Annotated in this window: 25 protein-coding genes and 1 riboswitch; of the genes, 2 read left to right on the top strand and 23 right to left on the bottom strand. The window is 49.0% G+C overall.

Annotation, left to right across the window (positions count from 1 at the left end; translation table 11 throughout):
• Nucleotide 1: 1 nt before the first annotated feature.
• From BLW33_RS01440 to BLW33_RS01425, 4 genes are all read right to left on the bottom strand, one after another.
• On the bottom strand, nt 2-772 hold the full coding sequence (locus BLW33_RS01440) for an ATP-binding protein (RefSeq protein WP_090304389.1): 771 nt from the start codon (nt 770-772) through the stop codon (nt 2-4).
• 267 nt (nt 773-1,039) lie between these two features.
• Complete coding sequence (locus BLW33_RS01435; protein ID WP_090304387.1) at nt 1,040-1,744, bottom strand: GntR family transcriptional regulator; 705 nt, start codon at nt 1,742-1,744, stop codon at nt 1,040-1,042.
• Nucleotides 1,744-2,382, bottom strand: coding sequence for a cobalamin B12-binding domain-containing protein (locus BLW33_RS01430; RefSeq protein ID WP_090304386.1), 639 nt, complete (start codon nt 2,380-2,382; stop codon nt 1,744-1,746). The genes BLW33_RS01435 and BLW33_RS01430 overlap by 1 nt, the downstream gene beginning before the upstream one ends.
• Entirely contained in the window at nt 2,382-3,212 is an 831-nt protein-coding gene (locus tag BLW33_RS01425) for a dihydropteroate synthase (RefSeq protein WP_090304384.1), read from the bottom strand. Before BLW33_RS01425 ends, BLW33_RS01430 begins: the two co-directional genes overlap by 1 nt.
• Nucleotides 3,213-3,415: 203 nt before the next feature.
• On the opposite strand from BLW33_RS01425, the gene thyX reads away from it, so the two are divergent.
• The gene (thyX, locus tag BLW33_RS01420) at nt 3,416-4,189 is read left to right on the top strand and encodes an FAD-dependent thymidylate synthase (RefSeq protein ID WP_090304382.1); all 774 of its coding nucleotides are present in this window, start codon (nt 3,416-3,418) and stop codon (nt 4,187-4,189) included.
• A gap of 9 nt (nt 4,190-4,198) precedes the next feature.
• Here the strand turns inward: thyX and BLW33_RS01415 are convergent, their stop codons facing one another.
• The 12 genes from BLW33_RS01415 to BLW33_RS01360 form a co-directional block, all read right to left on the bottom strand.
• A complete protein-coding gene (locus BLW33_RS01415; RefSeq protein ID WP_090304380.1) occupies nt 4,199-5,503 on the bottom strand; it encodes a bifunctional folylpolyglutamate synthase/dihydrofolate synthase in 1,305 nt (434 codons plus the stop codon).
• 19 nt (nt 5,504-5,522) lie between these two features.
• Nucleotides 5,523-7,331 carry an ASKHA domain-containing protein gene (locus BLW33_RS01410; protein WP_176966574.1) on the bottom strand — a complete coding sequence of 603 codons (1,809 nt, stop codon included), beginning with the start codon at nt 7,329-7,331 and terminating at the stop codon, nt 5,523-5,525.
• Between the two features lie 14 nt (nt 7,332-7,345).
• Complete coding sequence (locus BLW33_RS01405) at nt 7,346-8,209, bottom strand: amidohydrolase family protein (RefSeq protein WP_090304377.1); 864 nt, start codon at nt 8,207-8,209, stop codon at nt 7,346-7,348.
• 3 nt (nt 8,210-8,212) lie between these two features.
• The gene (locus tag BLW33_RS01400; protein WP_090304376.1) at nt 8,213-8,593 is read right to left on the bottom strand and encodes a glycine cleavage system protein H; all 381 of its coding nucleotides are present in this window, start codon (nt 8,591-8,593) and stop codon (nt 8,213-8,215) included.
• Nucleotides 8,594-8,772: 179 nt separating this feature from the next.
• Nucleotides 8,773-10,140, bottom strand: a complete 1,368-nt coding sequence (gene lpdA / locus BLW33_RS01395; protein ID WP_090304374.1) for a dihydrolipoyl dehydrogenase — start codon at nt 10,138-10,140, stop codon at nt 8,773-8,775.
• A complete protein-coding gene (locus BLW33_RS01390; protein ID WP_090244435.1) occupies nt 10,141-11,019 on the bottom strand; it encodes a methylenetetrahydrofolate reductase in 879 nt (292 codons plus the stop codon). It abuts the gene before it with no gap.
• Between the two features lies 1 nt (nt 11,020).
• The gene (locus BLW33_RS01385) at nt 11,021-11,695 is read right to left on the bottom strand and encodes a methylenetetrahydrofolate reductase C-terminal domain-containing protein (RefSeq protein ID WP_090304373.1); all 675 of its coding nucleotides are present in this window, start codon (nt 11,693-11,695) and stop codon (nt 11,021-11,023) included.
• Between the two features lie 21 nt (nt 11,696-11,716).
• Nucleotides 11,717-12,616, bottom strand: coding sequence for a bifunctional 5,10-methylenetetrahydrofolate dehydrogenase/5,10-methenyltetrahydrofolate cyclohydrolase (locus BLW33_RS01380; RefSeq protein ID WP_090304371.1), 900 nt, complete (start codon nt 12,614-12,616; stop codon nt 11,717-11,719).
• A 55-nt stretch (nt 12,617-12,671) separates the two neighbouring features.
• A complete protein-coding gene (locus BLW33_RS01375) occupies nt 12,672-13,301 on the bottom strand; it encodes a cyclodeaminase/cyclohydrolase family protein (RefSeq protein WP_090304370.1) in 630 nt (209 codons plus the stop codon).
• Between the two features lies 1 nt (nt 13,302).
• Nucleotides 13,303-14,982, bottom strand: coding sequence for a formate--tetrahydrofolate ligase (locus BLW33_RS01370; protein ID WP_090304368.1), 1,680 nt, complete (start codon nt 14,980-14,982; stop codon nt 13,303-13,305).
• Nucleotides 14,983-15,065: 83 nt separating this feature from the next.
• Nucleotides 15,066-15,848, bottom strand: a complete 783-nt coding sequence (locus BLW33_RS01365; protein WP_090304367.1) for a formate/nitrite transporter family protein — start codon at nt 15,846-15,848, stop codon at nt 15,066-15,068.
• Nucleotides 15,849-15,932: 84 nt separating this feature from the next.
• Nucleotides 15,933-16,439, bottom strand: a complete 507-nt coding sequence (locus BLW33_RS01360; protein WP_090244447.1) for a folate family ECF transporter S component — start codon at nt 16,437-16,439, stop codon at nt 15,933-15,935.
• A 63-nt stretch (nt 16,440-16,502) separates the two neighbouring features.
• A riboswitch (THF riboswitch) is annotated at nt 16,503-16,597 on the bottom strand.
• A 407-nt stretch (nt 16,598-17,004) separates the two neighbouring features.
• Between BLW33_RS01360 and BLW33_RS01355 the strand changes: the two genes are divergently transcribed.
• The gene (locus tag BLW33_RS01355; RefSeq protein ID WP_090304365.1) at nt 17,005-18,234 is read left to right on the top strand and encodes a 2Fe-2S iron-sulfur cluster-binding protein; all 1,230 of its coding nucleotides are present in this window, start codon (nt 17,005-17,007) and stop codon (nt 18,232-18,234) included.
• A gap of 5 nt (nt 18,235-18,239) precedes the next feature.
• Here BLW33_RS01355 and rsmB read toward each other — a convergent pair whose 3' ends face one another.
• The 7 genes from rsmB to gmk form a co-directional block, all read right to left on the bottom strand.
• Nucleotides 18,240-19,556: a 16S rRNA (cytosine(967)-C(5))-methyltransferase RsmB gene (rsmB, locus tag BLW33_RS01350; protein ID WP_090304363.1), complete on the bottom strand. Its 1,317-nt coding sequence runs from the start codon at nt 19,554-19,556 to the stop codon at nt 18,240-18,242.
• A complete protein-coding gene (locus tag BLW33_RS01345; protein WP_090304361.1) occupies nt 19,557-20,252 on the bottom strand; it encodes a zinc metallopeptidase in 696 nt (231 codons plus the stop codon).
• 62 nt (nt 20,253-20,314) lie between these two features.
• Nucleotides 20,315-21,262, bottom strand: a complete 948-nt coding sequence (gene fmt / locus BLW33_RS01340; RefSeq protein ID WP_090304360.1) for a methionyl-tRNA formyltransferase — start codon at nt 21,260-21,262, stop codon at nt 20,315-20,317.
• A complete protein-coding gene (gene def, locus BLW33_RS01335; RefSeq protein ID WP_090304358.1) occupies nt 21,259-21,702 on the bottom strand; it encodes a peptide deformylase in 444 nt (147 codons plus the stop codon). The genes fmt and def overlap by 4 nt, the downstream gene beginning before the upstream one ends.
• Before the next feature lie 17 nt (nt 21,703-21,719).
• Nucleotides 21,720-23,933 carry a replication restart helicase PriA gene (gene priA / locus BLW33_RS01330; protein ID WP_090304357.1) on the bottom strand — a complete coding sequence of 738 codons (2,214 nt, stop codon included), beginning with the start codon at nt 23,931-23,933 and terminating at the stop codon, nt 21,720-21,722.
• A 5-nt stretch (nt 23,934-23,938) separates the two neighbouring features.
• On the bottom strand, nt 23,939-24,250 hold the full coding sequence (rpoZ, locus tag BLW33_RS01325; protein WP_090304355.1) for a DNA-directed RNA polymerase subunit omega: 312 nt from the start codon (nt 24,248-24,250) through the stop codon (nt 23,939-23,941).
• A 3-nt stretch (nt 24,251-24,253) separates the two neighbouring features.
• Nucleotides 24,254-24,892, bottom strand: a complete 639-nt coding sequence (gene gmk, locus BLW33_RS01320) for a guanylate kinase (protein ID WP_242911558.1) — start codon at nt 24,890-24,892, stop codon at nt 24,254-24,256.
• Nucleotides 24,893-24,932: the final 40 nt, after the last annotated feature.

The raw sequence follows: 24,932 nt of genomic DNA, 5'->3' as shown, positions 1-24,932 counted from the left end.
TCTACTCAATTCCCAGGGAATCTAAAACACTGATAATTTTCGCTTTAGCTGGATTGTCCTCTGGCAGCTCCACCAAAGGCTTGCCGTAAGCATCAAATTCGAAAACATCGGTATCCATCGGAATAACACCGGCTAAATCCAGCCCTAATCGTTCAATTTCCTCTGCTGTCCCAGCATTTAATTCTCCACCCGGCGCACGATTGACAATCAACTTAATCACTGGGATCTTTAGCCCCAATTCTTCGGCTAAATCCCGAATCCGTGCCACGGCCTGAATCCCCCGGCGGGAGCTATCGGACACCAAAAGCAGCATATCCATCCGCCCCATGGTTCCTCGGCTGATATGCTCCATTCCTGCTTCATTGTCCATAATGACATAGTCGTAATTTTTTGATAAGTCATCAACCTGGGCCTTGAGCATGCCATTAACATAGCAATAACAGCCTTCACCCTGTCCACGCCCCATAACAAGAAGGTCAAATCCTTTACCTTCCACAATCGCCTGATTAAGACGCAACTTCAAAAAATCTGCCTTGGTAATCCCTGCAGGCAGTGGCTGCCCATCCATGGTTGCATGGTTGATTTCTTCTTTTACATGGCCAATGGTAATGGGCTCTTCCAGACCCAACACCTCATTCAAATTCGCGTTGGAATCGGCATCCACTGCTAAAACAGGGCCCTTGCCTTTCCCAGCCATATACGTGACCAACATTCCGGTGAGTGTTGTTTTTCCGACGCCGCCTTTTCCTGCAATCGCAATGTTAAAAGCCATAGTAACATCCCTTCATTGAAATTCATTTTCAACCCTATCCTCGCTTCAGCGAAGGATTTTGTTGTCTGTTCTGCCTAGGATCATTTTAAGTATACAACTTGTGTACACATGTATAACTAGATTATAAACGCTATGAAAAGGGCTGTCAACAGTAGATTATGGTAAAATTATGTTTTTCTTTTATCAAGAAATAAAAAGGGACCAAGAAATTCCAATCCTCTACCGGATCGTCTTTCCCTGGCCCTGTTCTAATGGCTGTATTTCCAATTATATGGTGGTTTCAGCCTCCAGCTCATAATAATTGCGATTGATATAATATTCATTGTAACTTACTGGCGAATTATCTTTAAGGGAGACAATTCTCTGAGATATTCGAAAACAGCAATCCCCAGGTGGAATATCCAACAGCTCACAGATTTCCATGGGGGGAACCACAATTTCTAACCGCAGCTTCTTCCGGATCTGAAATTGTAAATCGTCCTCTTTAATATAGCCATCATAATTGGCAAAGTTGATGACGCTCTCAACAATGGGGTTTCCCTTTTCGTAAGGAATGTTGACAATGGAAACCATGATAATCTTATCATCCTCCATGGCTACCTTTTCAATTTTAACCACATACTCATAGGGTCTGACCCCCAGCTCACGGATGAGTTTTCGGCTCGGGGGGACCGAGCGTACACTATGGAGCTTAACTTCCTCAATCTCCACCTTTAAGCTATCAATTTCATCAAAATAAAATTGATAGTGGCTATTGGCCGGTTCACAGACAAAATGCCCCTTTCCCTGAATCGTGTAGATATAATCTTCATTGACTAAAAGCGCCAAACCTTTTCTTAGGGTTGTGCGGCTGACGCCATACAGCTCCGTCATCTCATTTTCAGAGGGCAGCATGTCCCCAGGGCGTAGAACACCTTTTTCAATTTTACTCTTAATATCATTAACGATATCAAGATATAGAATCCGTGCCATCAGTCCTCCACCTTTTGTACCTTCATCCAGGCAATGCACTGGCTGAGTCCTTCGACTGCGTCCATGGTACTGGCATCACAGCCGATGGCCGTCACACAATCCGGTGTTGCAACCGCACCGCCTAAGATCACCTTTACCCGCTCCCTGAGCCCTTGGGCTTCCAGAGCATCCACCAAAACCTTCACATTGTCTAAGGTTGTGGAAAGGACAGCGGATACCCCCAGAATATCGGGGTTCTCCCGCTCGATGGCCTGGATGAATTTTCCAACGGGAACATCAATACCCAAATCCACCACTGTGAACCCGGCACTTCTTGCCAGACTGCAAAAAATATTTTTCCCAACATCGTGGATGTCATCAAAGATGGTTCCGATGACCAGCTTCCCCGAGGGAATGACATCGGCATCCGTCGGCCTAACCAGCTGATAGAACCCTGCAATGACTTCTCCCATCATGATGAGGTCAGCGATGAAGTATTCCCCCTCTTCATATTTTTTAAGCATCTGGGCAATGGCATCCTTTAAATACCCGGCAACCTCTTCCGGCCGCATCCCTGTAGCCAAAGCATCCCGAATTAAGGTTTGTCCCCTACCTTTATCAATGGCCTCGATGGAGGCATTTAACTCATCTGCAAACATCAGCCTTCTCCTTTATCCTGATTTCCGGAACACCCCAGGATGCGACCATCCCGCCAGGCCCGATTATAATCCAATCCCCGGTGGTCGACATCCATCAGCACCGCCGCAGCAAATCGGGCGTTGGTGATATCCTGATCACAGGGGTCCACCAGCATTGCCTCTGCTCCGGCCTGGATGGCCATGGTCATGCAGGCCGCATTGATGACGCTCCGTTCGGGCATATTGTAAGAAATATTAGAAATTGCGCCTAAAACCATGGCCTCTGGGGCACAGCTTCGAATGGCGGCCACATCAGCCATATAGGTTTTCATCACTCCCGGCACGGCCACAAGGGCCATGATACAGGGATCAAAAATAAGCTGATCCATGGCGACACCGTAGTAATCAGCCTGCTCAAGGAGTCGTTTCACAATTTCCACCTTATCTGCCGTGGTCTTGGGTACCCCTCGATCATCACAGGTCAAAACAATGGCTTTCCATGGGGTTCCAGCAATCATTGGAAAAAGAATTTCCCCCTTTTTTCCCGCACCACTAACTGAGTTAATAATGCCCGGCCGATGGAAGTCCACGGATTCAATGAGGCGCTTCAGCAGCCTGGGATCCCCGCTGTCAATACATAATGGCGTATCCACCCTATCCTGCACCACTTTGATCAGCCATTTCATAACCTGGTATGGATCTTTGGTCCTTCCTGCCATGCAGTCTAAATAATCTGCGCCACACTGTGTCTGGCGCCAGGCCAGATCTTCTATATAAGGGGCATCCCTTTTCTCAATGGCCTCTTTTACCCCAGAGGCGATAGCATTAATCCGTTCACCGATTATGATCATTGTTTAAGATTCCTTTCGGTATTTCTATAACATTATCATACCATGGCTTCAGCGGTTTTCAAAGATGTAAATCATGGCTTTTCCCTTGACAAATAATAAACATAATATCTTTTTGGACCAGGAAATGGTATACTTTTTGCAAGCATTCATTCGGAAGTGGATACTTTTCGGAATGGAATTTTTTTTATGAAGGAGAGTTGTCAATGGAATCAAAATTAAGCGTCACCCTTATTCAACACACCCCAGAACCTGAAAAAACTATTGCAGCTGCTGCAAAGCTCTGTTATTCTCACTCCGGGGCGAAGGACATTATGGCCGATCTCACCCCAGAGGCAGTGGAGAAATTCTTGAATCGCCTGGTGTCTATGGGCCATGCCTCCCCCGTGGAGCACGCCACCTTTACCTTTGCCATTGAGGGGGTTAGCCGTTCCCTCACCCACCAGCTGGTTCGCCATCGTATGGCCAGCTTTAGCCAGCAGTCCCAACGGTATGTTTCGGAAAAATCCAGCTTTGATTATGTCATCCCGCCAGAAATTGCCGAAATCCCAGCTGCAAAGGAAGAATACCTCCGGGCCATGGAAAATGCCCAGGCTTCCTACGATGTCTTAGCCGATCTGCTCATTGCAAAACACAAGGCAGGGCTCCTCGCCAAAGGCATGGGCGAAAAGCAAGCCACCTCTGCTGCTGAAAAAATGGGAATTGAGGATGCCCGTTACGTCCTCCCCAATGGCTGCGAAACTAAAATCGTGGTCACTATGAATGTCCGGGAACTGCTCCATTTCTTCAATGTCCGATGCTGCAGCCGCGCCCAGTGGGAAATCCGGGAATGCGCTACCCAGATGCTTGCAGAATGCAAAAAAATAGCGCCCATCCTTTTCTCCCATGCCGGTCCCAATTGTGTGGAAGGCCCATGTCCCGAAGGGGTCATGACCTGTGGCAAAGCAGAAGAAGTCCGGGCGAAATTCAAAACGCTATAAGATGCATCCTTAATCTTTTTTATGCCGATAAGCCGTTCGTACCTTCCCGATCATATAAAGTGATCCCACGAAGGCATTGACGGCTTTTTTTTGTGTCCAGTCAATACTGGCTAAAGCGTCCTCTGGAGTATCCCATACCTTTGCCTCTCTCCCATAGGCACTCTTTATAAACTCTGACATGGCTTCTCCGGGAAGGGCGCGCTCATTGTCTGGCGTCAAGGTGCCGATGGTCGTCGCCAGGGGAATGAGCAGATCCAGGGACTTCCGGATATCCTTATCCGCCAGCATCCCAAAAAACAGATTGATGGGACGATCCGGGAAATACGTCTGAATATTTTTGGCAAAACTGCCAATGCCATCGGGGTTGTGGGCACCATCGATTAAAATAACCGGCTCCTGGTTTAAGAACTCAAATCGCCCAGGAAACACCATACTGGAAAGTCCCTCTTCAATGGCTGTGGGCTGAATCTGAAACCCCTTATCCAAAAGAAGGGCAATCACTGTCAGCACCGTGGCACAATTGGCCTGTTGGTGTTCCCCCAAAAGCTTAAGGGTGAAGGTCTTTAGCCCAGGTATGCCGCCCGCCCTTTGGTAGTCAAAGCGCTGGCCCCATTGGCTTTGGCCCAAAGGCTTTAAATCTTCCACAGCCACATGGATTACAGGGGCCTCTACCGCCTCTGCCGCCAGGGCAATGGATTCCCAGGCTTCAGGCCTCTGGGGATAAACCACTGCCGTTGATCCCGCCTTGATGATGGCTGCTTTTTCTGCAGCGATTTTTCCAACGGTATCTCCTAAATAATCGGCATGGTCAATATCGATTCCCATAATAACAGCGACCAGTGGTGCGGGGATGACATTGGTTGCATCTAAGCGGCCGCCCATACCTACCTCCATAATGCAGATATCCGCCTGTTTTTCATAAAAATATAAAATAGCCATAGCTGTTTCGATTTCGAAACCCGTGGGATGCTCAATCCCACGGGCGACCAAGATATCACAAGCCCTTCGTACCCGGCTGGCAACCTCAGATAGGGTTTGATCGTCAATACAAGTGTCATTCAAACAAATTCGTTCATTAAAAGATTCCAGTGCGGGGGAGGTATACATTCCGGTAATATAACCGGCCTTGGTCAAAATTGCAGAAAGCATATGACACACAGAGCCCTTTCCATTGGTCCCCGCCACATGGATGAACTTTAAGGTTTCCTGGGGATTCCCCAGTTCTTCGAGAAGTGCCGCTATTTTTTCCAGGCCCAGCTTAATTCCAAACTTTCCATTTTCTTCAATATAGCATAGTGATTCTTCCAGATTCATGCTTCGTCTATCTCTCTTTCTATGTCCTTCTGCCACCAGCTTCTTTAAATCGCGTGTTCTTAATGTACTCCTTGGTAAATTCAGGATCTGTTGCCAATTCGATGTGGGTAGTTATCCTCGGAATACGGGTACAGCGTTTGGTTTCTTCTGCAGAAAGCAAGCAACGCTTGACACCGATTCCTGCCGCGTTTCCCACTGTACAGGCGGGCACCCCTTTAAAATCCGGGAATAGACCAATCCGTTGGGCATTGTGAAAATTCACATAGCTTCCAAAGGCCCCTGCCACCACAATTTCTTCCAGTTCCTCCCCGGAAATGCCAAAGGCCTTTACCAGAAGCTCACAGCCCGTATAAATGGCAGCCTTTGCCAGCTGAACCGAGCGAATATCCCATTGGGTTAGAATAATGGGCAAGCCTCCGGCGTTCTCCTTTGCTGTCATAAATGTAAAATACCGCCCTTCTCCCTCCTTATACCCAAATCGGTGGGACCAGGGGGTATTCTCGGTCTGTTCCTTTGGAATGAATTGACCGCGCGTGTTAATCAAACCTTCATCCAACAGAAATGCCACAGCATCCACAATCCCTGAGCCACAAAACCCCAGGGCTTGTCCTCCGCCAATAATTTTACAAACAATCTGCCCCTTTTCCAGGCTGATGCCCTCAATGGCACCGGTTGATCCCCGCATCCCCATGGTAATACCTGCCCCTTCCAGTGCCGGTCCACAGGCAGTGGATGCCACTAAATAGCACCTCTGGCTCCCCAGGGCAATTTCACCATTGGTTCCTAGATCAATGATCAGACGGACTTTATCATCCTGGGGTAAACTGAGGAGTGCCGCAGTGGTATCTGCTCCAACATATCCCCCCAGAAGGGGCAAAAACAAGACCTCTCCCAAGGTATTCATCCCGATGGATAAATCGCTCCCCTGGGTTCGAACCATTTCCCCAAAGATTCCCACAAAGGGAGACCGCCCTAAACGCATGGGGTTAAGACCCCAGAAAAAATGGCTCATACAGCTATTGCCGCAAAATACAGCCTTGTAAATGTGGTTACTGTCAATACCTGCATTCTGACAAAGCTCAGACACCAGCTGGGATACCGTATTCACAATCTCTTGTTTTAGCCTTTGTCGATTCTCAGGACATTCGCCTGCAAATCGAATCCGGGAAATCACATCCGCACCGCAAAAAATCTGATTATTAATTCCAGAAGCCGTTCCTAATGCCGTGCCATCCTCCAGGTCATAAAGATATCCTACCACCGTCGTTGTCCCTAAATCAAAGGCAATGCCATAGGCATGGGGACTTTTTTCACCGGTCATGGGGATTAAATCCAGAATACGCTGCCCTTGGATGACGACTGCAAACGCCGGTACTTCCGCCATATTCATCAGCTCCCCAAAGGCTATCATCACAGCAGTATCCGCAAATTCAAGTTCTGGAAGGGCCAATGCCTGGCGCAGCCCATCGAAATCAAAGCCACATTCTCCGGAAGCCATCTGCTTCTTTTTAAGGACCCGGATTAAGATATCCGGCTGAAAATGAACCCCATCACCACAGCCTGATTCTAAGATTTGTGTTTGAATTCGCTCGGCGGATAAAAAAATAGCCGTGTCCGTCTCGATTTGATGCCGACAGCCCTGGACCATTTTCCTTATCCCGTTTTCCTCTATGATAACATCGCATTTTCCACAGGTTCCGGTTCCGCCACAAATGACATTCAGGGGGTGCCCCACAGAAGCACAGACCCCTGCGAGGGTTTCCCCCTTATTCGCTTTAATTTCTGGTATACCCAGCGTTGGAAAAGAAATGGTTAATTGCCTCTCCACGTGTATCCCTCCCGTCAAATTTGATGCCACCTTGCCAATTCCCAACTGTTTGCCATCAGGACTTCTTGAGGAATGCCTAAATCCATCAAATATTTCCATTCATCCAAGGTGCCCTGTCCATGGGAAACGTAAGCCGCCCCCGCATCACTTCCCACGGCAATGGAGACCCCCAGCGCCCAGGCTTTTCTCACCGCTATTTGATGGCGCTCAAAATAGTACTCCGCCGTTTTTGCCAGGGTGTTTTCCTCCGCCTTTGCAAAATTCCCAAAGGGTGCCAGGGTCGGTACCCAGATACAGCCGGTTTCCAAAAGGGCCGTAATACAATCATCATCAATATCATAGCCATGCTCGATACTGTCTGCCCCAGCCTCTAAAGTTTCCATGATATACCGTGCATCGTTGACATGGACCATGGTTTTATAGCCGGCATCATGGGATTTTTTTATGATATCCCGCAGCTCCCTGGATGTAAAGGAAGCGCCACCTACCAGCCCGGGGGATTTCAGCCCCATAATACCGGTTTGAATAATTTTAATAAAATCCGGTTTACGACGAAAAAGGGCATCCAACCCCGTTGTGATGGATGCCCCTTCGGCCAATGCTGGTCCTAAAAAATCGCCATAACACCCGGCTTTTCGGACTGCACATATCGGTGTCGTAAAGGTGATCCCGGCATCTTCTGTCATGGCTTTAAAGAAAGAACCTGCACCGTACCGATCGCCGCCGTCGCGTAATGCTTTTATTTTTAAAGCCCCATAGCATTCAATCGTCTTTAAAAATAAATGGCGGCGCATAGTCGTATCGCTTGCCGTCCACCCTCGGGGCGCATGGTGCCCCGAGGCAATATGGACATGGCAATCGACAAATTCCTGCATCATTTTTTACTCGGCAATCGCTGCTTCATAGGCAGCGGCATCGCCCAAATCATCAAATACAGACGGATCCTCGACCTTGGCTTTCACAATCCAGGCAGCGTAAGCATCTTCGTTGATTTTTTCCGGCTCGTCATCCAATTCTTCATTGGCTTCGATAATGGTCATTCCAAAGGGAATTTCAATGGCCGTTGCTTTTTTCCCGGATTCCACTTCTGTGAATTCTTCACCTTCAGCGAATTCGTCATCACTTTCCGGCAGATCAACGAAGAGGATATCACCCAGCTGATCCTGGGCAAAATCGGTGATACCGATAGCGACCGTATCACCGTCAATATCAAACCATAGGTGCTGTTCAACGTCATATTTTAAATTTGCAGGGATGTTCATATTTTATCGCTCCTTTTAATATAATGATCACAATTCCAGACCATTTCTTAATCCTTTTTAGGATGAAATGGGCCGGAATTGCGAACCATCGGGTACCGCAGGCATTCGCTTACGCTCATATAACGCCTGCTGTGCTTTTGCTTTGACGCTGCGCGTCTTTGCAAAAGCAACCGCGATGGCTACTTATGCACTGATTTTCCGTGAACGTCGTGGAGGGCTTCCATGAGGGCCTCGGACAGGGAGGGATGGGGATGGATGACATCACCCACCTGGGCGGCAGTTAACCGGCAATGGACAGCCAGGCTCAGCTCTGCCAGCAGATCTGTCGCATGGGGGCCGACCACTGCGGCTCCGATAATCACATCATCATCATTGGTGATGATTTTGACAAAGCCCTGGATTTTTCCAATGGCCTGGGCTTTCCCAAGCATCCGGAAATCAAAGGTCCCGATGTGGGTTGTGATGCCCTTGTCGGCGCATTCCGCTTCTGTCAGGCCCACACTGGCGACCTCAGGATCGGTATACACACAGCCAGGAACGGCGCGGTAGTCCACCTTTTTATCGGCACCACAGGCATTTTCTGCGGCCACGATCCCTTCCTTAGAAGCAACATGGGCCAGCTGTGCTGTAGCGATGATATCCCCTATCGCATAAATGCCAGGAACCGAGGTTTCCATTTTATCGTTGACCACGATCCGTCCCCGTTCGTCCATTTCAACACCAGCGGCAGCGGCGTTTAAGGCATCGGTGTAGGAGCGGCGGCCGATGGAGACCAGCATTTTTTCAGCTTCAAACACCTTCCCGTTGGCCAGGGTTGCCTTAACACCGGCATCGCTTACCTCTACCTCTTGGACGCCGACACCCGTGACCATCTTGACCTTTTCTTTTTTCAACTGGCGGGCCAGCTGCTTGGAGACATCCTTGTCCATATTGGGCAGGATCTGGGATAAGGCTTCCACAATGGTAACCTCCACCCCAAGACGACGGAGGAACTGGCCAATTTCACAGCCGATAACCCCGCCCCCAACGATGATAATGGATGCTGGAAGCACGTCCAAATCCAATATTTCATCGGAGGTAATGACCGTCTCGCCATCGTATTTAAACATACCGGGACATACCGGTGCCGAACCCGTGGCTAAAATAATTTTATCCGTTTCAATTTCCTGGGTGCCTTCTGCGCCTTCTACCACGACGGTGTGGGCATCCTTTAGGGTTGCAATCCCATGAATCAGGGTCACTTTATTTTGTTTAAAAAGGGCTTCAATGCCTTTAATCAGGCTATCTTTAACCTTATTTTTCCGGGCTAAAATCTGGCTGTAATCCACCGAGTATTCACCAGTGGTAATCCCAAATTCTCCGGCATTTTCCACTGCATCGAGGACATCGGTTGCCGCTAAAAAAGCTTTTGTCGGGATACATCCCCGATTCAAGCACGTTCCGCCGACCTGATCCTTTTCAATAACCGTTACCTCAGCGCCACATTTAGCGGCCATGATCGCTGCTTCGTAGCCTCCGGGACCGGCCCCAATGACTGTTACTTTCATTTACAGGCCTGCCTTATCCATAATCTTTACCACATTTTCTTCTGCACCGATGGCCATAATATGGGCCCCATCGCAAAGACCTTCTTCTTTAAGCTGGGCAATGAATTCCCCCGCAATGGTAATGCCTTCGGCGACCTTGTCTTCTGCACCCGTCAGGCGCTCGATGAGGGCATCTGGAACGGCGATACCAGGGACACAGCGGTTCATGAATTTGGCCATACCTGCGGATTTGAGGGGAATGATCCCGGCGAGGATCTTACAATCCATATCCTTGGTTTCTTCTTTGAAGGTCCGCATGACGTCAATATCAAATACACCTTGGGTTTGGAAGAATTTCGCACCAGCTTTAATTTTTTTACGCATTTTAATGAGCTGAACTTCAACGGGATCGTAAACCGGGGTGACACAAGCCCCCAGGTAGAAATCCGGTGCTCCGGCCAGCTCGTTTCCAGCCAGATCCTGTCCGCTCATCAGAATTTCTGCGGTCTGAAGGATGGATACCGAGTCCAGCTCGAAGACAGGCATAGCTTCAGGATTATCCCCGGTGGTGGTGTGGTCCCCGGTAAGGGCCAGGAGGTTTTTAATGCCAAAATGTCCGGCGGAGAGCATTTCACCTTGAATAGCGATGCGGTTGCGGTCACGGCCAGTCATCTGTAATACCGGTTCCAGACCCTTTTGTGCCAGCTCCACACACATAGCCAGTGAGGAGGCTTTCACAGCGGCGGATTGGAAATCGGTGACGTTCACAGCAGCAACCCGACCGATCATCGAATCGGCAATATCCAGAATATGGCTAAAGTCGGTTCCCTTTGGTGGGGCCATTTCGGCAGTAATGGCGAATTCGCCAGCTTCAAGGGTACGTTGTAATAATGAGCTCATCTTATTCACCTGCCTTTTCTGCTGCAGCCTGTTCTTTCAGGTTAATGGTCCGGGGATATGCCTTGGCTTTGTAACCACGGATGGGATCAATTTCTTCCATTAATTCCAACTTACCCTGATCCTTCATCTTTTTGTAAATTTCAATCCATGCACAATCATTTTCGGGGATAACTTCGCATTTACCGTCTCTTGCACCCCCACAGGCACCGTTTAACAGGGATTTCCCACAGCGGGTAATGGGGCAGATGGCTGCTGTCCGTCCAAGGACGCATTCCCCACAGGTCTTGCACATTTCTTCGAAAATACCATTTCGCACGGTTTCTCCAACGAACATGGTGTCGTTGGCAGGATAGGTTTCCATCTTGGATACCTTAGCCACGGTCTGGACACCGTCTCCACAGGCCATACACAGAATGGCGTCAGCATCAGCCATTTCCGCTTTAATGGCCTTTAATTCTTTTTTATTCAAAAGAACGTTACAGGAGGTGGTCAGCACAGTGGTAGCCAGTACTTCCTTTCCATCTGCTTCCAATGCAGCCTTCATGGCTTCCAGCTCTTCTTCCCCACCGGTATGGCAGACAGTGGCACATTCTGAACAGCCGGTAAGGACGACTTTCTTAGCATCCTTCAGGTAATCTAAAACCTCTTCATAAGGCTTCTTTTGTGAAATAATCATTTTTTTATCCCTCTCACTCGTTTATGCGTTTTGCTGTTTACAGGCTTTAATGACATGCTGGGCTAAAAGAGCAGTGGTAATGGGGCCAGTCCCGCCGCCGCAGCCAGGTGTTGCCGAGGTAATCTGAGCCACCTTTTCCAGGCAGTCCACATGGGCATCGCCAGCACGTACCTTTTTGCCTTCGTCATTTAAGACAAATTCGCCCTTGTCGTCCTTCATCTGGGACATGGCGACATCAATGAGGATACAGTCTTCAGAGAGCATATCCGGCTTGACCAATCCATAAATTCCAGCTGCTGTCACGACAATATCGGCATTTTTAGTATAAGCAGCAGTGTCCTTGGTAAAGACGTGGCACATGGTCACCGTAGCAAATTCGTTGGTGAGCATGATGGCCAGGGGCTTGCCCAGTACGTTAGAGTTATTGATGATGACCACATCCTTACCCTTTACAGGGATATCATAGTGGGCCAAAAGCTCCATAACACCCTCTGCGGTACAGGGGAAGAATCCGGCTTCATCGGCAATCATCAGCTTCCCTAAGTTTGTCGGGTTCAGGGCATCCGGGTCCTTTTCAGGGCTTAGGATATATTTGATTTCTTCTTCATCCAGCTGTTCTGGTAAAGGTTTGAAAATAAGGATTGAGTGGATATCGGCATCGTCATTTAAAGTTTTCAGCTTAGCGACGAAATCGGAATGGGATACGGTTTCCGGAAATTCGACAGATTCCACTTCAATATTGGACTTCGCCATCCGCTTGATAATGCTCTTTTCATAGGAAATCGATCCTGGATCGGCCCCAACACGCATAATAGCGAGCTTTGGCTGAATTCCCTTGGCAATTAGTGCATTGGCATCTTCCAATACTTTTGCTAACATTGATTCGCTAACTTCTTTACCGCTTAATAATTGTGCTGACATTTTGTTCTCTCTTTCATCTTTTTCCAATTATAGGTCCTCAAATACTGGAGCACCCCTATGATAACCGCGCCTGTACCTCGGATGAGACCCGCTCGCTAATGGCGATACCGTCGGCAATGAGAGGCTTGAGCTCCCCTTCAATGGCCATCGCACGATCCCTGTCCTGTAGCGTTTTGATATTGATTTGAACGTTCATCCAACCGCTAATCATGGCGGCCCGGAGACATTCTACACCAACGCCAACGTCTGACAGGGCCAAAACGGAGCCTTTACCTAGAAGCTCCTCGTGTAGCTTAATGGCTTTATGGCAGGTTTTAACAATCTCAATGGGAACAGAGCAGGCCGTTATGGTGCATTTTTCCATCACGGCTGCCTTTTCGGCCTTTTCTTCCGGAGTATCTGAAGGCATGCTGTAGGCCTTGGCCAGGGGAGAAAAATTCTCGGCATCCTGGTCAATCATATTGAGTAAATCATCCTGGATTTCCTGGGCCTGGACTAAAATCCGCTGAATATCCTCTTCGTATTCAGCGTATTTCTTCTTCCCTGTGGTTAAATTGGCAACCATTCCCGCCAAAGCGGTTCCCAGGGCAGCGGTGAGGGCAGCGGCACCGCCCCCTCCGGGGACGGCGGCCTTGCTGTAAAGCACCTCTGTAAATTCACGACAGGTTTTATCAACTAATTTCATCTTAGAACAATCCTGCGATGACGCCATTTTCATCCACGTCGATACGGTTTGCAGCCGGTTCCTTGGGTAATCCAGGCATCTTCATAATTTCACCAGTCAGCGCAACGATGAAGCCAGCACCTGCAGAAATGGTAACCTGACGAACGGTGATGGTAAAGCCTTCAGGACGGCCAAGTTGGGTCTGGTCATCTGTTAAGGAATACTGGGTTTTTGCCATACAAATTGGAAGTTTATCGTAACCCAGCTTCGTCAGGCGGGCAATTTCATCAGCGGCTTCCTTGGTAAAGGCCACATCCTTGGCACCATAAACCTTTTGGGCAATCTGTCTGATTTTTTCATCAATGGGCAGGTCCAACTCATAAGCGAAGGTAAAATCATTATCCCCAGATTCTGCGAGACGAATAACTTCTTCAGCCAGCTCAATCCCACCGTCGCCACCTTTTGCCCAAACTTCGGACAGGGCAACATTAACACCCAGTTTTTCGCATTCTTCACGGACCAGAGCCAGTTCTGCTTCAGTATCCAGAGGGAAGCGATTAATGGCGACGACGGCAGGCAGCTTATAAACCTTTGTGATGTTTTCAACGTGCTTAAGCAGATTGGGCAGCCCAGCCTTTAGGGCTTCCAGGTTTTCTTCGTTGAGGTCATCCTTGGCCACTCCGCCATTGTATTTAAGGGCGCGGACCGTTGCGACGATGATGACGGCATCTGGGGTTAAACCCGCCATCCGACATTTGATATCCAGGAATTTCTCTGCACCGAGGTCAGCGCCGAAGCCGGCTTCTGTCACCACATAATCTTCTGCAAAGTGCATGGCCATCTTGGTGGCAATAACAGAGTTACAGCCATGGGCGATATTGGCAAAGGGACCACCGTGGACAAAGGCCGGAGTCCCTTCCAGAGTCTGGACCAAATTGGGCTTCAAGGCATCCTTCAGGAGGGCTGCCATAGCGCCATTGGCCTTTAATTCAGCTGCGGTAACCGGCTTATCATCATAGGTATAACCAACGATGATTCTACCCATACGATCTTTTAAATCAGAGATATCGCTGGCCAGGCAGAAGGCTGCCATAATTTCGGAGGCGACGGTGATATCAAAACCATCCTGACGGGTGGCGCCATCACCTTTCTTACCCAGGCCGTCTACAATATTACGGAGCTGGCGGTCATTCATATCCACACAGCGTCTCCAGGTAATCTTCTTAGGATCGATGTTTAGTTCATTTCCCTGATGAATGTGGTTATCCAACATGGCAGCCAGCAAGTTATTGGCCGCACCAATGGCATGGAAATCACCGGTAAAATGGAGATTGATATCTTCCATGGGCAATACTTGGGCATAGCCGCCACCAGCAGCACCGCCCTTAACACCGAAAACAGGTCCCAAGGAAGGCTCACGAAGGGCCACCAAGGTATTTTTCCCCAATTTAGAGAGGGCATCCGCCACACCGATGGTCGTCGTAGTCTTTCCTTCCCCAGCTGGAGTCGGATTGATGGCTGTGGTTAGGATAAGCTTAGCCTTCTTGCCAGTATCCTTTTTCAGTAGATTATAATCAACCTTTGCTTTATACTTCCCGTATAAATCCAAATCCTCTTCCGTCAGTCCCAATTTTTCCGCAATCTTGCGAACATCCTGGGGAGTTGCCTGTTGTGCAATTTCAATATCCGATAAAAATGCCATGTGTTCTCTCCTTTGTTAAAAATTATTTATTGACTCAGCTTCATGCTGAAGTACGCTATTTAAGCTTCATGCTAAAAATCGCTTCACGCCGAAATACTTTTTCGTAGGAATGAATAATAATAAACACAAGGTACGATTACTGCACCACCGATGATGTTGCCAATGGTTACAGGTATTAGATTCCCCATGAACAGCTGTCCCCAGCTAACCTCTGCACCGAGAAAGATTCCAAGGGGAATATACGTCATATTGGCAACACTATGCTCGAACCCAGAGAAAACGAACAGCATAATGGGGAACCAAATCCCCCAGATTTTACCGATCATATCCTTTGAACCGGCCTGTAGCCAACATGCAAGGACCACTAATATATTACAAAATATACCACGGATTACTGCATTTGAAAAGGAAATTGTTACTTTTTTAACAGCAATAGATGTCGCTGTCGCCATGACAGCTTCTGTATAAAGTCCGCTCTTGGCGAGCAAAAATGCCAAAAGAATGGAACCCACCAGATTTCCGATATACACCACCAGCCAGTTAATCAGCAGCTGCTTTACGGTGATTTTTTTATCCATCCAGGCCAAGGTCAGCAGGTTATTCCCGGTAAAGAGTTCTCCCCCGCAAAGGATAACTAACATCAGTCCCACAGGGAATACCGAAGCCCCAATGAGTTTAGCCACCAAAGCATCCGTACCACCGCTTGTAGCAGCCGTGGCCAGGATGAATCCATGGGCTCCAAGACCGATAAATATTCCTGCAAAGATTCCCAGCAAAAACATCTTGAGGATTGGCAGATTTGCTTTCTTCACACCATTGCCGATCCAAACCTCACCGATTTCTGCCGGGGTTAAAAAACTATTCAAATGTTGCCTCTCTTCTCTCCGGTCACGCCGAAGTGTAACCTTTACACAACCGTCATGAAAAAAGGTGCCAGGGCACCTCATATTTCATTTCGTGTTACTCAGAAGGGATACCATCCGTTTACCCGTCGCCACATAGGTCAACGCTACCTGTACCGGCAGCATGATTGCACATTTAATAATGCGTGGGATGAGCAAGGCGATATACCCCTGACCAGTCATCATATACAACCACAGTGTATCCAAACCCAGATTCAATATTAAGCAAATTATTGCATTGGCAATAATAATCCGCTTCCATCCGATTTCTTTGTTATAGAAGGCGACGCCATAAACAACACCCGTAAGGAATGCCGTCAGTGTGAAGCCTGGGAAAAACCCTGCCGTCGGGAAAAGCGCCAAACCGATTACATCAGCAATGGCAGCGCCACCACCGGCCCACCATGGTCCGTAAAGCATCGCGGAAACCGCAATAGGCAGAAAAGTAAAGCCAACCCGTACAATAGGTGTCTGAATCGAAATAAATCGAGTGAGGATAATATTGATGGCAATGAGTACTGCCATCGTTGTGAGCCGTTTCAGATTACTGTTCATGGTTCTCCTTTATGTGCCACTCAAGGGCATATGGAATGTTGCCACAAAAGGGAAAACCCATGTGGCAGCGGAAGCGGGTATGGCACCACTGACAACGTCATTCGTCCAAAGGCGACTTCCCATCCTTTGGCACTTAAGCGCACCATCCCTACTCTGCAAACAGGACAATTATTATATTTTAGGCTACATCATAGGCATTTCCCCCCGATATTATATTTGGTATTCTTCAATCTCATCTTTAGCCCTATCCAATGGATGAATCCATGATTATCGCTAAATTATATCAGATATGGACAATAAAAGCCATGTGGAGATTGTCAGAATACAATGATATCATATTGTGGTGCCCCATATGGGCGATACAACTATACCTGTCTATAGACTTGTACACCCCTTTGGTCAAAAAACTTATTATGCTCACATTATAGACCTATTTTAGAAAAAAATCCATAGCTTAAAGAAATAAAGTTAAAAAAGTAACGAAGATAAGCGGTTGTACCGTGTTATTGGATAAACTATAATGGACAATAGTTAAAAAAACAGTCCGATTTCTTAAGGAGATACCATGAAAATTCACTTTCCCGCTTATGGACAAACAATCCAGATTGAAATGGATTCAACGGTCGCTGACGCTTGCCGCCAATCCGGGCATCCCCTGAACCAATCCTGTAGTGGAAGGGGCTGCTGTAAAAAATGCACGATTCGAATAAAGGAAAAAGGATTGCTTATAGATGTGTTGGCCTGTCAGTACCCCCTGAGTGACGAAATGGAGATTCTCATTTCCCCCAAAGACTCAGCTGTACCAGTTTGCCCTTTTATGATCCCCGCTGTTATTCCTGCTCCTAGGATTTATAATTACCCTGTCCTCACCGATGCCCTTAGGGATGTTCCGGCAGATTGCCTTTTCAAAACACTCAACAATCTTCTCCCCCGAAAGGTGATACCCTTCTCCCCTGAAGTCCTAACCAAAGCCACAGCTTTGATGGCCATTCAAGGGGGTCCCATTCTTAACGTCATCATGGCCGGGAATATGGTTATCGATCTGACTTCATCCTTGGAGCCCTTAGAAATTTTTGGTATGACCTTAGCTCAACAGGGTTCGTCCATTCAGGGAATTCTTTTTGACCTTTTAGAAGGTGTTTTTATTGATTCAACCACTCTGTCCGGCCATTCCGAGGCCCTTTTAGAGAAAAATCTGGCCGAATTAATCCATCAGCTATGCGCCAGGAATAATATTTTGGAGAGCCAGATTTACAGTATGCTATGCAGTACCACGAGATTTCTGAAAAGTGAACACTTTCTATCTTTGCCTCTCAATATCAACCCTCAGGCCGATATTTACTTTTTGCCCAGTATTGGTAAAAATGGCGATAGCACCTTAACCGCCAGTCTTTCCTGTATTCCTGACGATAGCGATCTACGACTGCTCCTTCGCCACCACGAGTGTGGCTTTGACCTTGCCCTTGGGAAAAAGTCCTCCTATGTGCTTCAGCCGGGCTTCTGTTCCAGAGAGTCTATGGACACCCTTCTACCCCAGTGCCTATGGCTTTTTAAAAAAACAAACACCTGCCCAGAGGATCTAAAATCGATCATCTTGACAGGTGTATCTGAAATTTCTGAAACGGATGAGGTTTATCGTGCTGTTGGAGAGGCTTTAAGAAAGTTTCCGGCTTTTTCAGAAATGCGCTTTGAATTAGCAATGGACTTAGAAATCACCGGTTTACAGCGGGCGCTGCTTTCCCAAGAGACACTTTTGCGCTGCGCCGATATCGCCGAAAACTCCCGGGTTTTATGATCCCATTACGCTTTATTCTTTGTCATTTTGCAATGGAAAAAGCTATCGCATCCATCCATCGTCAGATCTGTATAGCCCATAGTGCCCGGTTCCATTTGCATCTCCGGATGATTGGATAGAAACATCTCAATCTGGTGCTCATTTTCATCGGGATTTACCGAGCAGGTTGCGTAGACCAGTACCCCACCATCCTTTAGCATGGTGGCTGCGTGATCCAACATGACCCCCTGGATCTGGCGAATAGCCTTTCGCTCCTTTTTATCCCCCCGGTGCCGAATTTCTGGTTTTCGCCGAATAATGCCCATCCCTGTACAGGGAGCATCCAAAAGGATTCGATCAAACGCCTTGATATCGATGGGATTTAATCGGGTTCCGTCTGCCTTTTCTGTTCTGATACAGCTAATTCCCAATCGGTGGGCCGCCCCATCAATGAGAGCCAATCGACTGTCATAGATATCCCGGGCGATGATTTCCCCCTGATTTTCCATAAGCTGGGCAATGTGAGTGGTCTTTCCCCCGGGTGCCGCACACATATCCAGGATTTGCTCCCCGGGCTGAGGGTCCAATAGATGGCTTAACCCCATGGCTCCCTGATCCTGAATGGTGTAAAGCCCGGAAGAAAACAGCCTTTCCTTTTTAATATCCGATCCCATCCCGGCGGTCCCCAGGAGGTGGATGGCCTCCGGGTACAAGGTTCCCGCTTCCGGCTCCATTCCAATGGCTGACAATTCTGCCATCAGCGCCTCCCGGGTGGTTTTAAGGGTATTGGTCCGAAGGGTAAAGGGCGGGGTATCATTCATCCTCGGAAGAATGGTCATTGCCTTTTCCTCCCCAAAAACCTCGAAATACTTATGGATAATCCACTGGGGAATGGAATATCGAATGGATAATCCTTCCTTTTCATTGGGCCAGTCCTCCAGGCGGAAGTCCGCCAATGCCGCCTTTTGGCGCAGGATGTTGCGCAAAACACCATTGACAAAGCCCCGGGCCTTCGGCACTTTTTTCCCCGTAAGGGTAACGGCCTCATCCACAATGGCGTAATCCGGAATCCGGTCTAAAAAGAAAATCTGATAGGCCGCTACCTCTAAAATAATGCGGACACTTCCATCCAGGCGTTTCAGAGGCTTGTCCAGAACCTGGCACAGCAGGTAGTCCAGATACATCTGGTTTTGGAGGGTCCCGTACACTAAGGTGATATACAGGCCCTTATCTTCCCCAGAAAGCGAAACACGGGAAAGGACCTCCCGTGTTTCCAGGTTCGAGAAGGCCCCCTCCCGTAAAATATGCTGCAGTGAATCCACTGCCAGTCCCCGTGGATTCATCTAGTTTCGCCCACGGATGGCCAACATCCGGAAAAGATTCAGAAAGGCCATGAGGGTGCTGGCCACGTAGGTCATCGCTGCTGCCCCGAGTACCTTTTTCACCCCGCTAATTTCACCCGCCTCGACAATATGGTACTCCTCCAGAGCTAAAACCGCACGGTGGCTAGCGTTGAACTCCACTGGAAGAGTGACAATATAAAACACCAAGGCCAGGCAGAACAATAGAATCCCAACGTCCATGAGGATTAACCCAAAGCTGGAACGGTTCCCCCCCAGGACTAAGCCGATGAAAAAAAGTGGCCAGGCGGCGTTGGAGGTGAAACTACAAACCGGTACAATGGCATTCCGGAATTTTAAAGGCACGTAACCCTGGGCATGCTGAATGGCATGTCCCGTTTCGTGGGCGGCGATGCCCACAGAGGCAATACTGGCCTTATCCGCTACGTCATTTGAAAGACGCATGACCTGAAGCCTGGGGTCATAATGATCGGTCATCTTACCGGATACCCGTTCAATACGAATATGGGACAGGCCATTATCGTCCAAAAGCCGCCGCGCCGCCTGGGCGCCGGTAAGTCCGGTATGGGTCGGGACCCGGCTGTAGGTATTATAAGCCTTACTAACTCTTGCCTGGGCGATGGCGGCGATAATCAGACCCGGGATGAGTATCAGCATGCTGCTGTAAAATCCAAACATCATTTTCCTCTTTTCTTTTGCTTTTTAGGGAACAAGTATACGTTCTATTCCTGTAAATGGACTTAAGCCTTCCCTAAAATCCGTCCGATTTCCAGGGTGTTTCCCCGTAAATAGTCCTTGGTCTCCATCCGCTTTTTACCCGGCATCTGAATCTCACCAATGGCCAGGGCACCATCGGCGGTTTTGATCACCAAGCCAGAGTGAATATCGGCTTTGAGGATTTGCCCCGGATGTCCTGCGGCCTTATCCCCCTGGATTTTGGGTGAAAAGCACTTGATTTTCAGACCATCAAGGGTGGTGTAAGCCCCTGGAAAGGGGTCCGTTCCATTGATCTGGCGCAGCACCTCATGGGTGCTTCTGGACCAATGGATTCGTCCCGTATCCCGATCCACTTTATCCGCATAGGTCGCCTTAGCCTCCTCCTGCTTCTCTGGAACAATAGACCCTTCCACCATTTCCTGGAGGGTCATCAGAAGCAAATCCGCTCCCAATTCCGCCAGGGCATCGTGGAGCTGTCCCACCGTGGTTTCCTCAGTAATGGGGACCCGGGCCTTGGAAAGCATATCCCCGGTGTCCATCCCAACATCCATTTTCATGATGGTGACGCCGGATTCATCCTTTCCATCCAAAATAGCGTGGTGAACCGGCGCGGCCCCCCGGTATTCCGGTAAAAGGGAACCATGGATATTCACCGAACCCATTGGGGGCATAGAGAGAATTTCCTCGGATAGAATTTGGCCGTAGGCGGCAACCACAAAGACATCGGCTTCTAAAGCCTTCAAATGGGCCACGGCCTCCGGGGTTTTAATCCGCTCAGGCTGAAACACAGGGATGCCCAGGGCTAAAGCCCGTTTTTTCACTGGCAAAAAGCTAATCTTATTCCCCCGTTTATTGGGGCGATCAGGCTGGCAGACCACAGAAAGCACCTGGTGCCCCGCTTCTACCAGACGATTCAGGGCCGGGACGGCAAAATCCGTCGTCCCCATCAAGACAACCTTCAGTGGTTTCATTGTGGGATAACCCGATCTAAGAAAACCACCCCATCCAAATGATCCAGTTCATGGCAAATGGCCCGGGCCATGAGCTCATGCCCCTCAATTTCACAGCGGTTACCCTCCAGATCCGTATAACGGGCTACGGCACATTCCGGCCGTTCCACGGGTCCGGATTGATCCGGGAAGCTCAAGCAAGCTTCCTCCTCGACGATACTGCCCTCTGTCGATACAATCTCCGGATTAATCATCACTACAGGGCCTTCCCCAATATCGATGACCACAATACGCTTTAGAATCCCGACCTGGGGACCAGCTAAGCCAACGCCCTCCTGGTCGTACATGGTGTCTAACATATCCTGGGCCAGCTCTCGGATTCGGTCGTTAACCTCCGGGATTTCCCGGGCCTTTTTGTGCAGGATCGGATCATCATTTACTCTCATATTTCGAATTGCCATCAGTTCCTCCTTTAATTTTAAATGGTCACTGGGGGATCAATTTCAATGGATATCCGGGAGCCTAAGCGCTCAATGCCGCCATCCTGAATGATTCCCCGCATTATACTCTGGAAATGCACCAGAGTCTTTAACTTAAGTAACAGCTTATATCTGATTTCTCCACTGCCAGGCTGACGCCCGGCCAGGGTTGGTTCAAACAGGGTGTACCCTTGGGTCCCCTGGTCCCCCAGGGATTCCTTAAGGGTCTTTCCCAAGGTCAGGGCATCCGCCCTGGCCATCCGGGCATCCGGTGCCATCACCCCAAAGACAGCCAAGTGTCCCGCAGGTGGATATCCCAGGGCCTTGCGGTAGCTGAGCTCACTGCGATAAAACACCGGAGGATCCCCACTGGCCAGGGCCGCCACGGTTTCATTCTCCGGCTCATAGGTTTGACCCAGAGCCATCCCCTGGGATAAGCTGAAAAACCGTGCGTAAAGCTGATAAGCCTTTTCCCCTGAAGTGTAATCCCCAAAATTCATATCGTTATCCATCAACAGGGCCGCGGCTAAATCCACGGGGCCAAAGGCAAAGCCCTTGATTAACAGACGGGTCCCGAGGACCACGTCCCACTCTCCTTTGGACAAGGTTTCATTCATGGCCTTGTAGGCCTCATAATCCGGCACCGTCCCCCCATCAATTTTAAGGATCCGCCAATGGGGATAACGCTTTCTCAAAACAGCCTCAGCCTGGTCCACTCCCAGCCCCATGGTCCGGTACCTCCGGGAACCGCACCGGGGGCAGCTGGTGGATTTAACCTGGGTCTTTCCACAATAGGGACAGCGCAGGGTACCGTCCTGATAGTACTTTAAGGTTACCCCACAGCTTTCGCATTTGGGAACATACCCACAGTCCCGGCAAAAGGTATAGGAGGCATAACCCCGGCGGTTCAGCAGCAGCAGGCTTTTTTTACCGGCGGCACTATTTTCAACCAGGGCCTTTTCCAGGGGACGGCTCATAAAATCTAAATTCCCCTGACGTATTTCTGCCTGCATATCCACCACCACTGGCGGTTTTGATGTCATGGATAAATCTCCAATGAACTGCCAGCTATGAGAAGCCGCTGCTGCATAGGCCTGCACGGAGGGCAGTGCATCTCCAGCGACCAGCTGTGCTCCGGTAATCCGGGCGTACTCCTGGGCTACCCGAAGCGTGTGGAACCGCGGCATGGAGGCTGCATAGTAGGAACCGTCCATCTCTTCATCAATAATAATCAACCCCAGCTGCCCATAGGGTAAAAATAATGCCGCCCGGGAGCCCATAACCACCTGGATGGACCCAGTCCGTACCCCTTCGTACAATAAGTAACGCTCCCGTTTTTTAAGCCGGCCATGGCATACCGCACCACGGTTTCCAAAAAATTGATAAAAATCCTTTTGATTCTCAAGGGAAAGGCCCACCTCGGGATAGAGGAGCACGGCCTGTTTCCCGGTCTTAAGGCAATCCGCAATGAGCTTGGCATAAAGGGCAAAGCGGGATTTTTTGTTTCTTAAGCAAAAAAACACCGGTTTTTCCGGGGTTTCCTTTGCACTGTATTTCAAATAGCAGGCCTTTGCCCGGCCGACCAGCGCCTCTGGGGGGCCCATCGGTTTTTTATCCTCTGTATCCTCTAAATCGATACAGCGCTCCCTGGCAATCACCCACCCCTTTTGGATCAGGGCCCGCCGGCTGGACGCTATATCCCCGAGGATCTCCCGCATTTCTGACGCTGTGTAGTCCCGAAAGCGCAGCAAATCTATCACCCGGTTCATGTGGCGGCCAGTGGTGTGTCCCTGGTGTCCAGCCTCGGTGAGGTGATACACCGTCTCAGTAACGGTGTAGGCCTGGTAGCCCTCCTCTACCCGCTCCTCTGACATCCGATGCTCCACCGGTACCGGTGAGACAAAGAAGGCCAAGGCTTCATAGTACAGGGAACAATAGTAGTCCCGCATCCACTGGCATAACGCCAGCTGGGACGTCGTAAGCACCGGTACCTCATCGATGACCCAACGGATGGACTTAAGGGCTCCACTGTAATCAGAGTGGTCTTTTATAGCGACGACAAAGCCTTCCAGAACCCGATTCCCATTACCAAATCCGACGACGACCCGAACGCCTGGAACCACCCCTTTAACCAAATTCTCTGGAATGTCATAGTCATAACAGGCATCCAGACGTTTGTTGGTCTGCCGGAGGTAAACCGCTGCTACAGCCACGTGTTTTAGAGGCCTTCAGCCAAATCTGCCGTCGTGGGTGCACTGGCTCCATCATCTTCTGGGAAGACTAAGTCCACTTCAACCTCTTCGACTTCCTCAAGCTTGGTGATTTTAACCAGGTCCTCGGCGATTTCTGCTGTTGCAATGGATACCGGATTATCGATTTGGATTTTTACCAGGGGTTCATCCCCATCGATGATTTCTCGGGCACGTTTGGCAGTTGCCAGCACCAATTCATATTTATTATCCGCCTTTGCAATCAAATCGTTAATCGCAGGGTAACGCAATCCCTTTTTCTCTTTATTTTTATATGCCATCTGTTACCTCCCTAAAATTTCTACTACTTTATTCTTCAGACGCTCCGTCCGGCATTTTTCCGCCGTAATGATCGCCTCTACCTGTTTTGCCGCCACATCCTTATCCTGGTTGATGACAATGTAGCTGTAGTCGTCGGCATTGCTCATTTCATCATGGGCGCATTGCAGGCGAATGGCCATCTGCTCTTCACTCTCTGTGCCCCGCATCTCAATCCGCCGCCGCAGCTCCTTCATGGATGGCGGTGCGATAAAGATATAAATGCCTTCCTTATTGTTCTGGCGGACCTTGGCCGCCCCCTGGATGTCAATCTCTAATATAACATCATAACCCGAATTGAGTAGATTTTCAACAAATTCTTTGGGGGTCCCGTAGTAATTTCCATAGACCTGGGCGTATTCCAGATACTTTCCCTCCTGGATACCTTGTTCAAAGCTTGCCTTATCGACAAAGAAGTAATCCACACCGTCCTTTTCATAATTCCGGGGTCCCCGGGTGGTTTCTGAAATTGACATACGGATATCGGGCTGGTCATCCCTTACAATGCGGCATACCGTTCCCTTCCCTGCACAGGAAGGCCCGGAAATGACGATTAAAATCCCCCGTTCCTTTTCAAAAAAATCCATTTCATCTTTTTGGGTCATCAACACTTGTCTCCTATCTTTTGAACTTAAACTTACAGCC

This window comes from Eubacterium aggregans, assembly GCF_900107815.1.
Lineage (GTDB): Bacteria > Bacillota > Clostridia > Eubacteriales > Eubacteriaceae > Eubacterium_O > Eubacterium_O aggregans.
The sequence above is the reverse complement of the archived record's forward strand: the minus strand, read 5'-3'. Positions and strand labels throughout refer to the sequence as shown.

Bases quoted from the DNA above. Each gene is read 5' to 3' on its own strand.
- BLW33_RS01440 (WP_090304389.1), bottom strand. From the start codon at position 772: ATGGCTTTTAACATTGCGATTGCAGGAAAAGGCGGCGTCGGAAAAACA.
- BLW33_RS01435 (WP_090304387.1), bottom strand. From the start codon at position 1,744: ATGGCACGGATTCTATATCTTGATATCGTTAATGATATTAAGAGTAAA.
- BLW33_RS01430 (WP_090304386.1), bottom strand. From the start codon at position 2,382: ATGTTTGCAGATGAGTTAAATGCCTCCATCGAGGCCATTGATAAAGGT.
- BLW33_RS01425 (WP_090304384.1), bottom strand. From the start codon at position 3,212: ATGATCATAATCGGTGAACGGATTAATGCTATCGCCTCTGGGGTAAAA.
- thyX (WP_090304382.1), top strand. From the start codon at position 3,416: ATGGAATCAAAATTAAGCGTCACCCTTATTCAACACACCCCAGAACCT.
- BLW33_RS01415 (WP_090304380.1), bottom strand. From the start codon at position 5,503: ATGAATCTGGAAGAATCACTATGCTATATTGAAGAAAATGGAAAGTTT.
- BLW33_RS01405 (WP_090304377.1), bottom strand. From the start codon at position 8,209: ATGATGCAGGAATTTGTCGATTGCCATGTCCATATTGCCTCGGGGCAC.
- BLW33_RS01400 (WP_090304376.1), bottom strand. From the start codon at position 8,593: ATGAACATCCCTGCAAATTTAAAATATGACGTTGAACAGCACCTATGG.
- lpdA (WP_090304374.1), bottom strand. From the start codon at position 10,140: ATGAAAGTAACAGTCATTGGGGCCGGTCCCGGAGGCTACGAAGCAGCG.
- BLW33_RS01390 (WP_090244435.1), bottom strand. From the start codon at position 11,019: ATGAGCTCATTATTACAACGTACCCTTGAAGCTGGCGAATTCGCCATT.
- BLW33_RS01385 (WP_090304373.1), bottom strand. From the start codon at position 11,695: ATGATTATTTCACAAAAGAAGCCTTATGAAGAGGTTTTAGATTACCTG.
- BLW33_RS01380 (WP_090304371.1), bottom strand. From the start codon at position 12,616: ATGTCAGCACAATTATTAAGCGGTAAAGAAGTTAGCGAATCAATGTTA.
- BLW33_RS01375 (WP_090304370.1), bottom strand. From the start codon at position 13,301: ATGAAATTAGTTGATAAAACCTGTCGTGAATTTACAGAGGTGCTTTAC.
- BLW33_RS01370 (WP_090304368.1), bottom strand. From the start codon at position 14,982: ATGGCATTTTTATCGGATATTGAAATTGCACAACAGGCAACTCCCCAG.
- BLW33_RS01360 (WP_090244447.1), bottom strand. From the start codon at position 16,439: ATGAACAGTAATCTGAAACGGCTCACAACGATGGCAGTACTCATTGCC.
- BLW33_RS01355 (WP_090304365.1), top strand. From the start codon at position 17,005: ATGAAAATTCACTTTCCCGCTTATGGACAAACAATCCAGATTGAAATG.
- rsmB (WP_090304363.1), bottom strand. From the start codon at position 19,556: ATGAATCCACGGGGACTGGCAGTGGATTCACTGCAGCATATTTTACGG.
- BLW33_RS01345 (WP_090304361.1), bottom strand. From the start codon at position 20,252: ATGTTTGGATTTTACAGCAGCATGCTGATACTCATCCCGGGTCTGATT.
- fmt (WP_090304360.1), bottom strand. From the start codon at position 21,262: ATGAAACCACTGAAGGTTGTCTTGATGGGGACGACGGATTTTGCCGTC.
- def (WP_090304358.1), bottom strand. From the start codon at position 21,702: ATGGCAATTCGAAATATGAGAGTAAATGATGATCCGATCCTGCACAAA.
- rpoZ (WP_090304355.1), bottom strand. From the start codon at position 24,250: ATGGCATATAAAAATAAAGAGAAAAAGGGATTGCGTTACCCTGCGATT.
- gmk (WP_242911558.1), bottom strand. From the start codon at position 24,892: ATGACCCAAAAAGATGAAATGGATTTTTTTGAAAAGGAACGGGGGATT.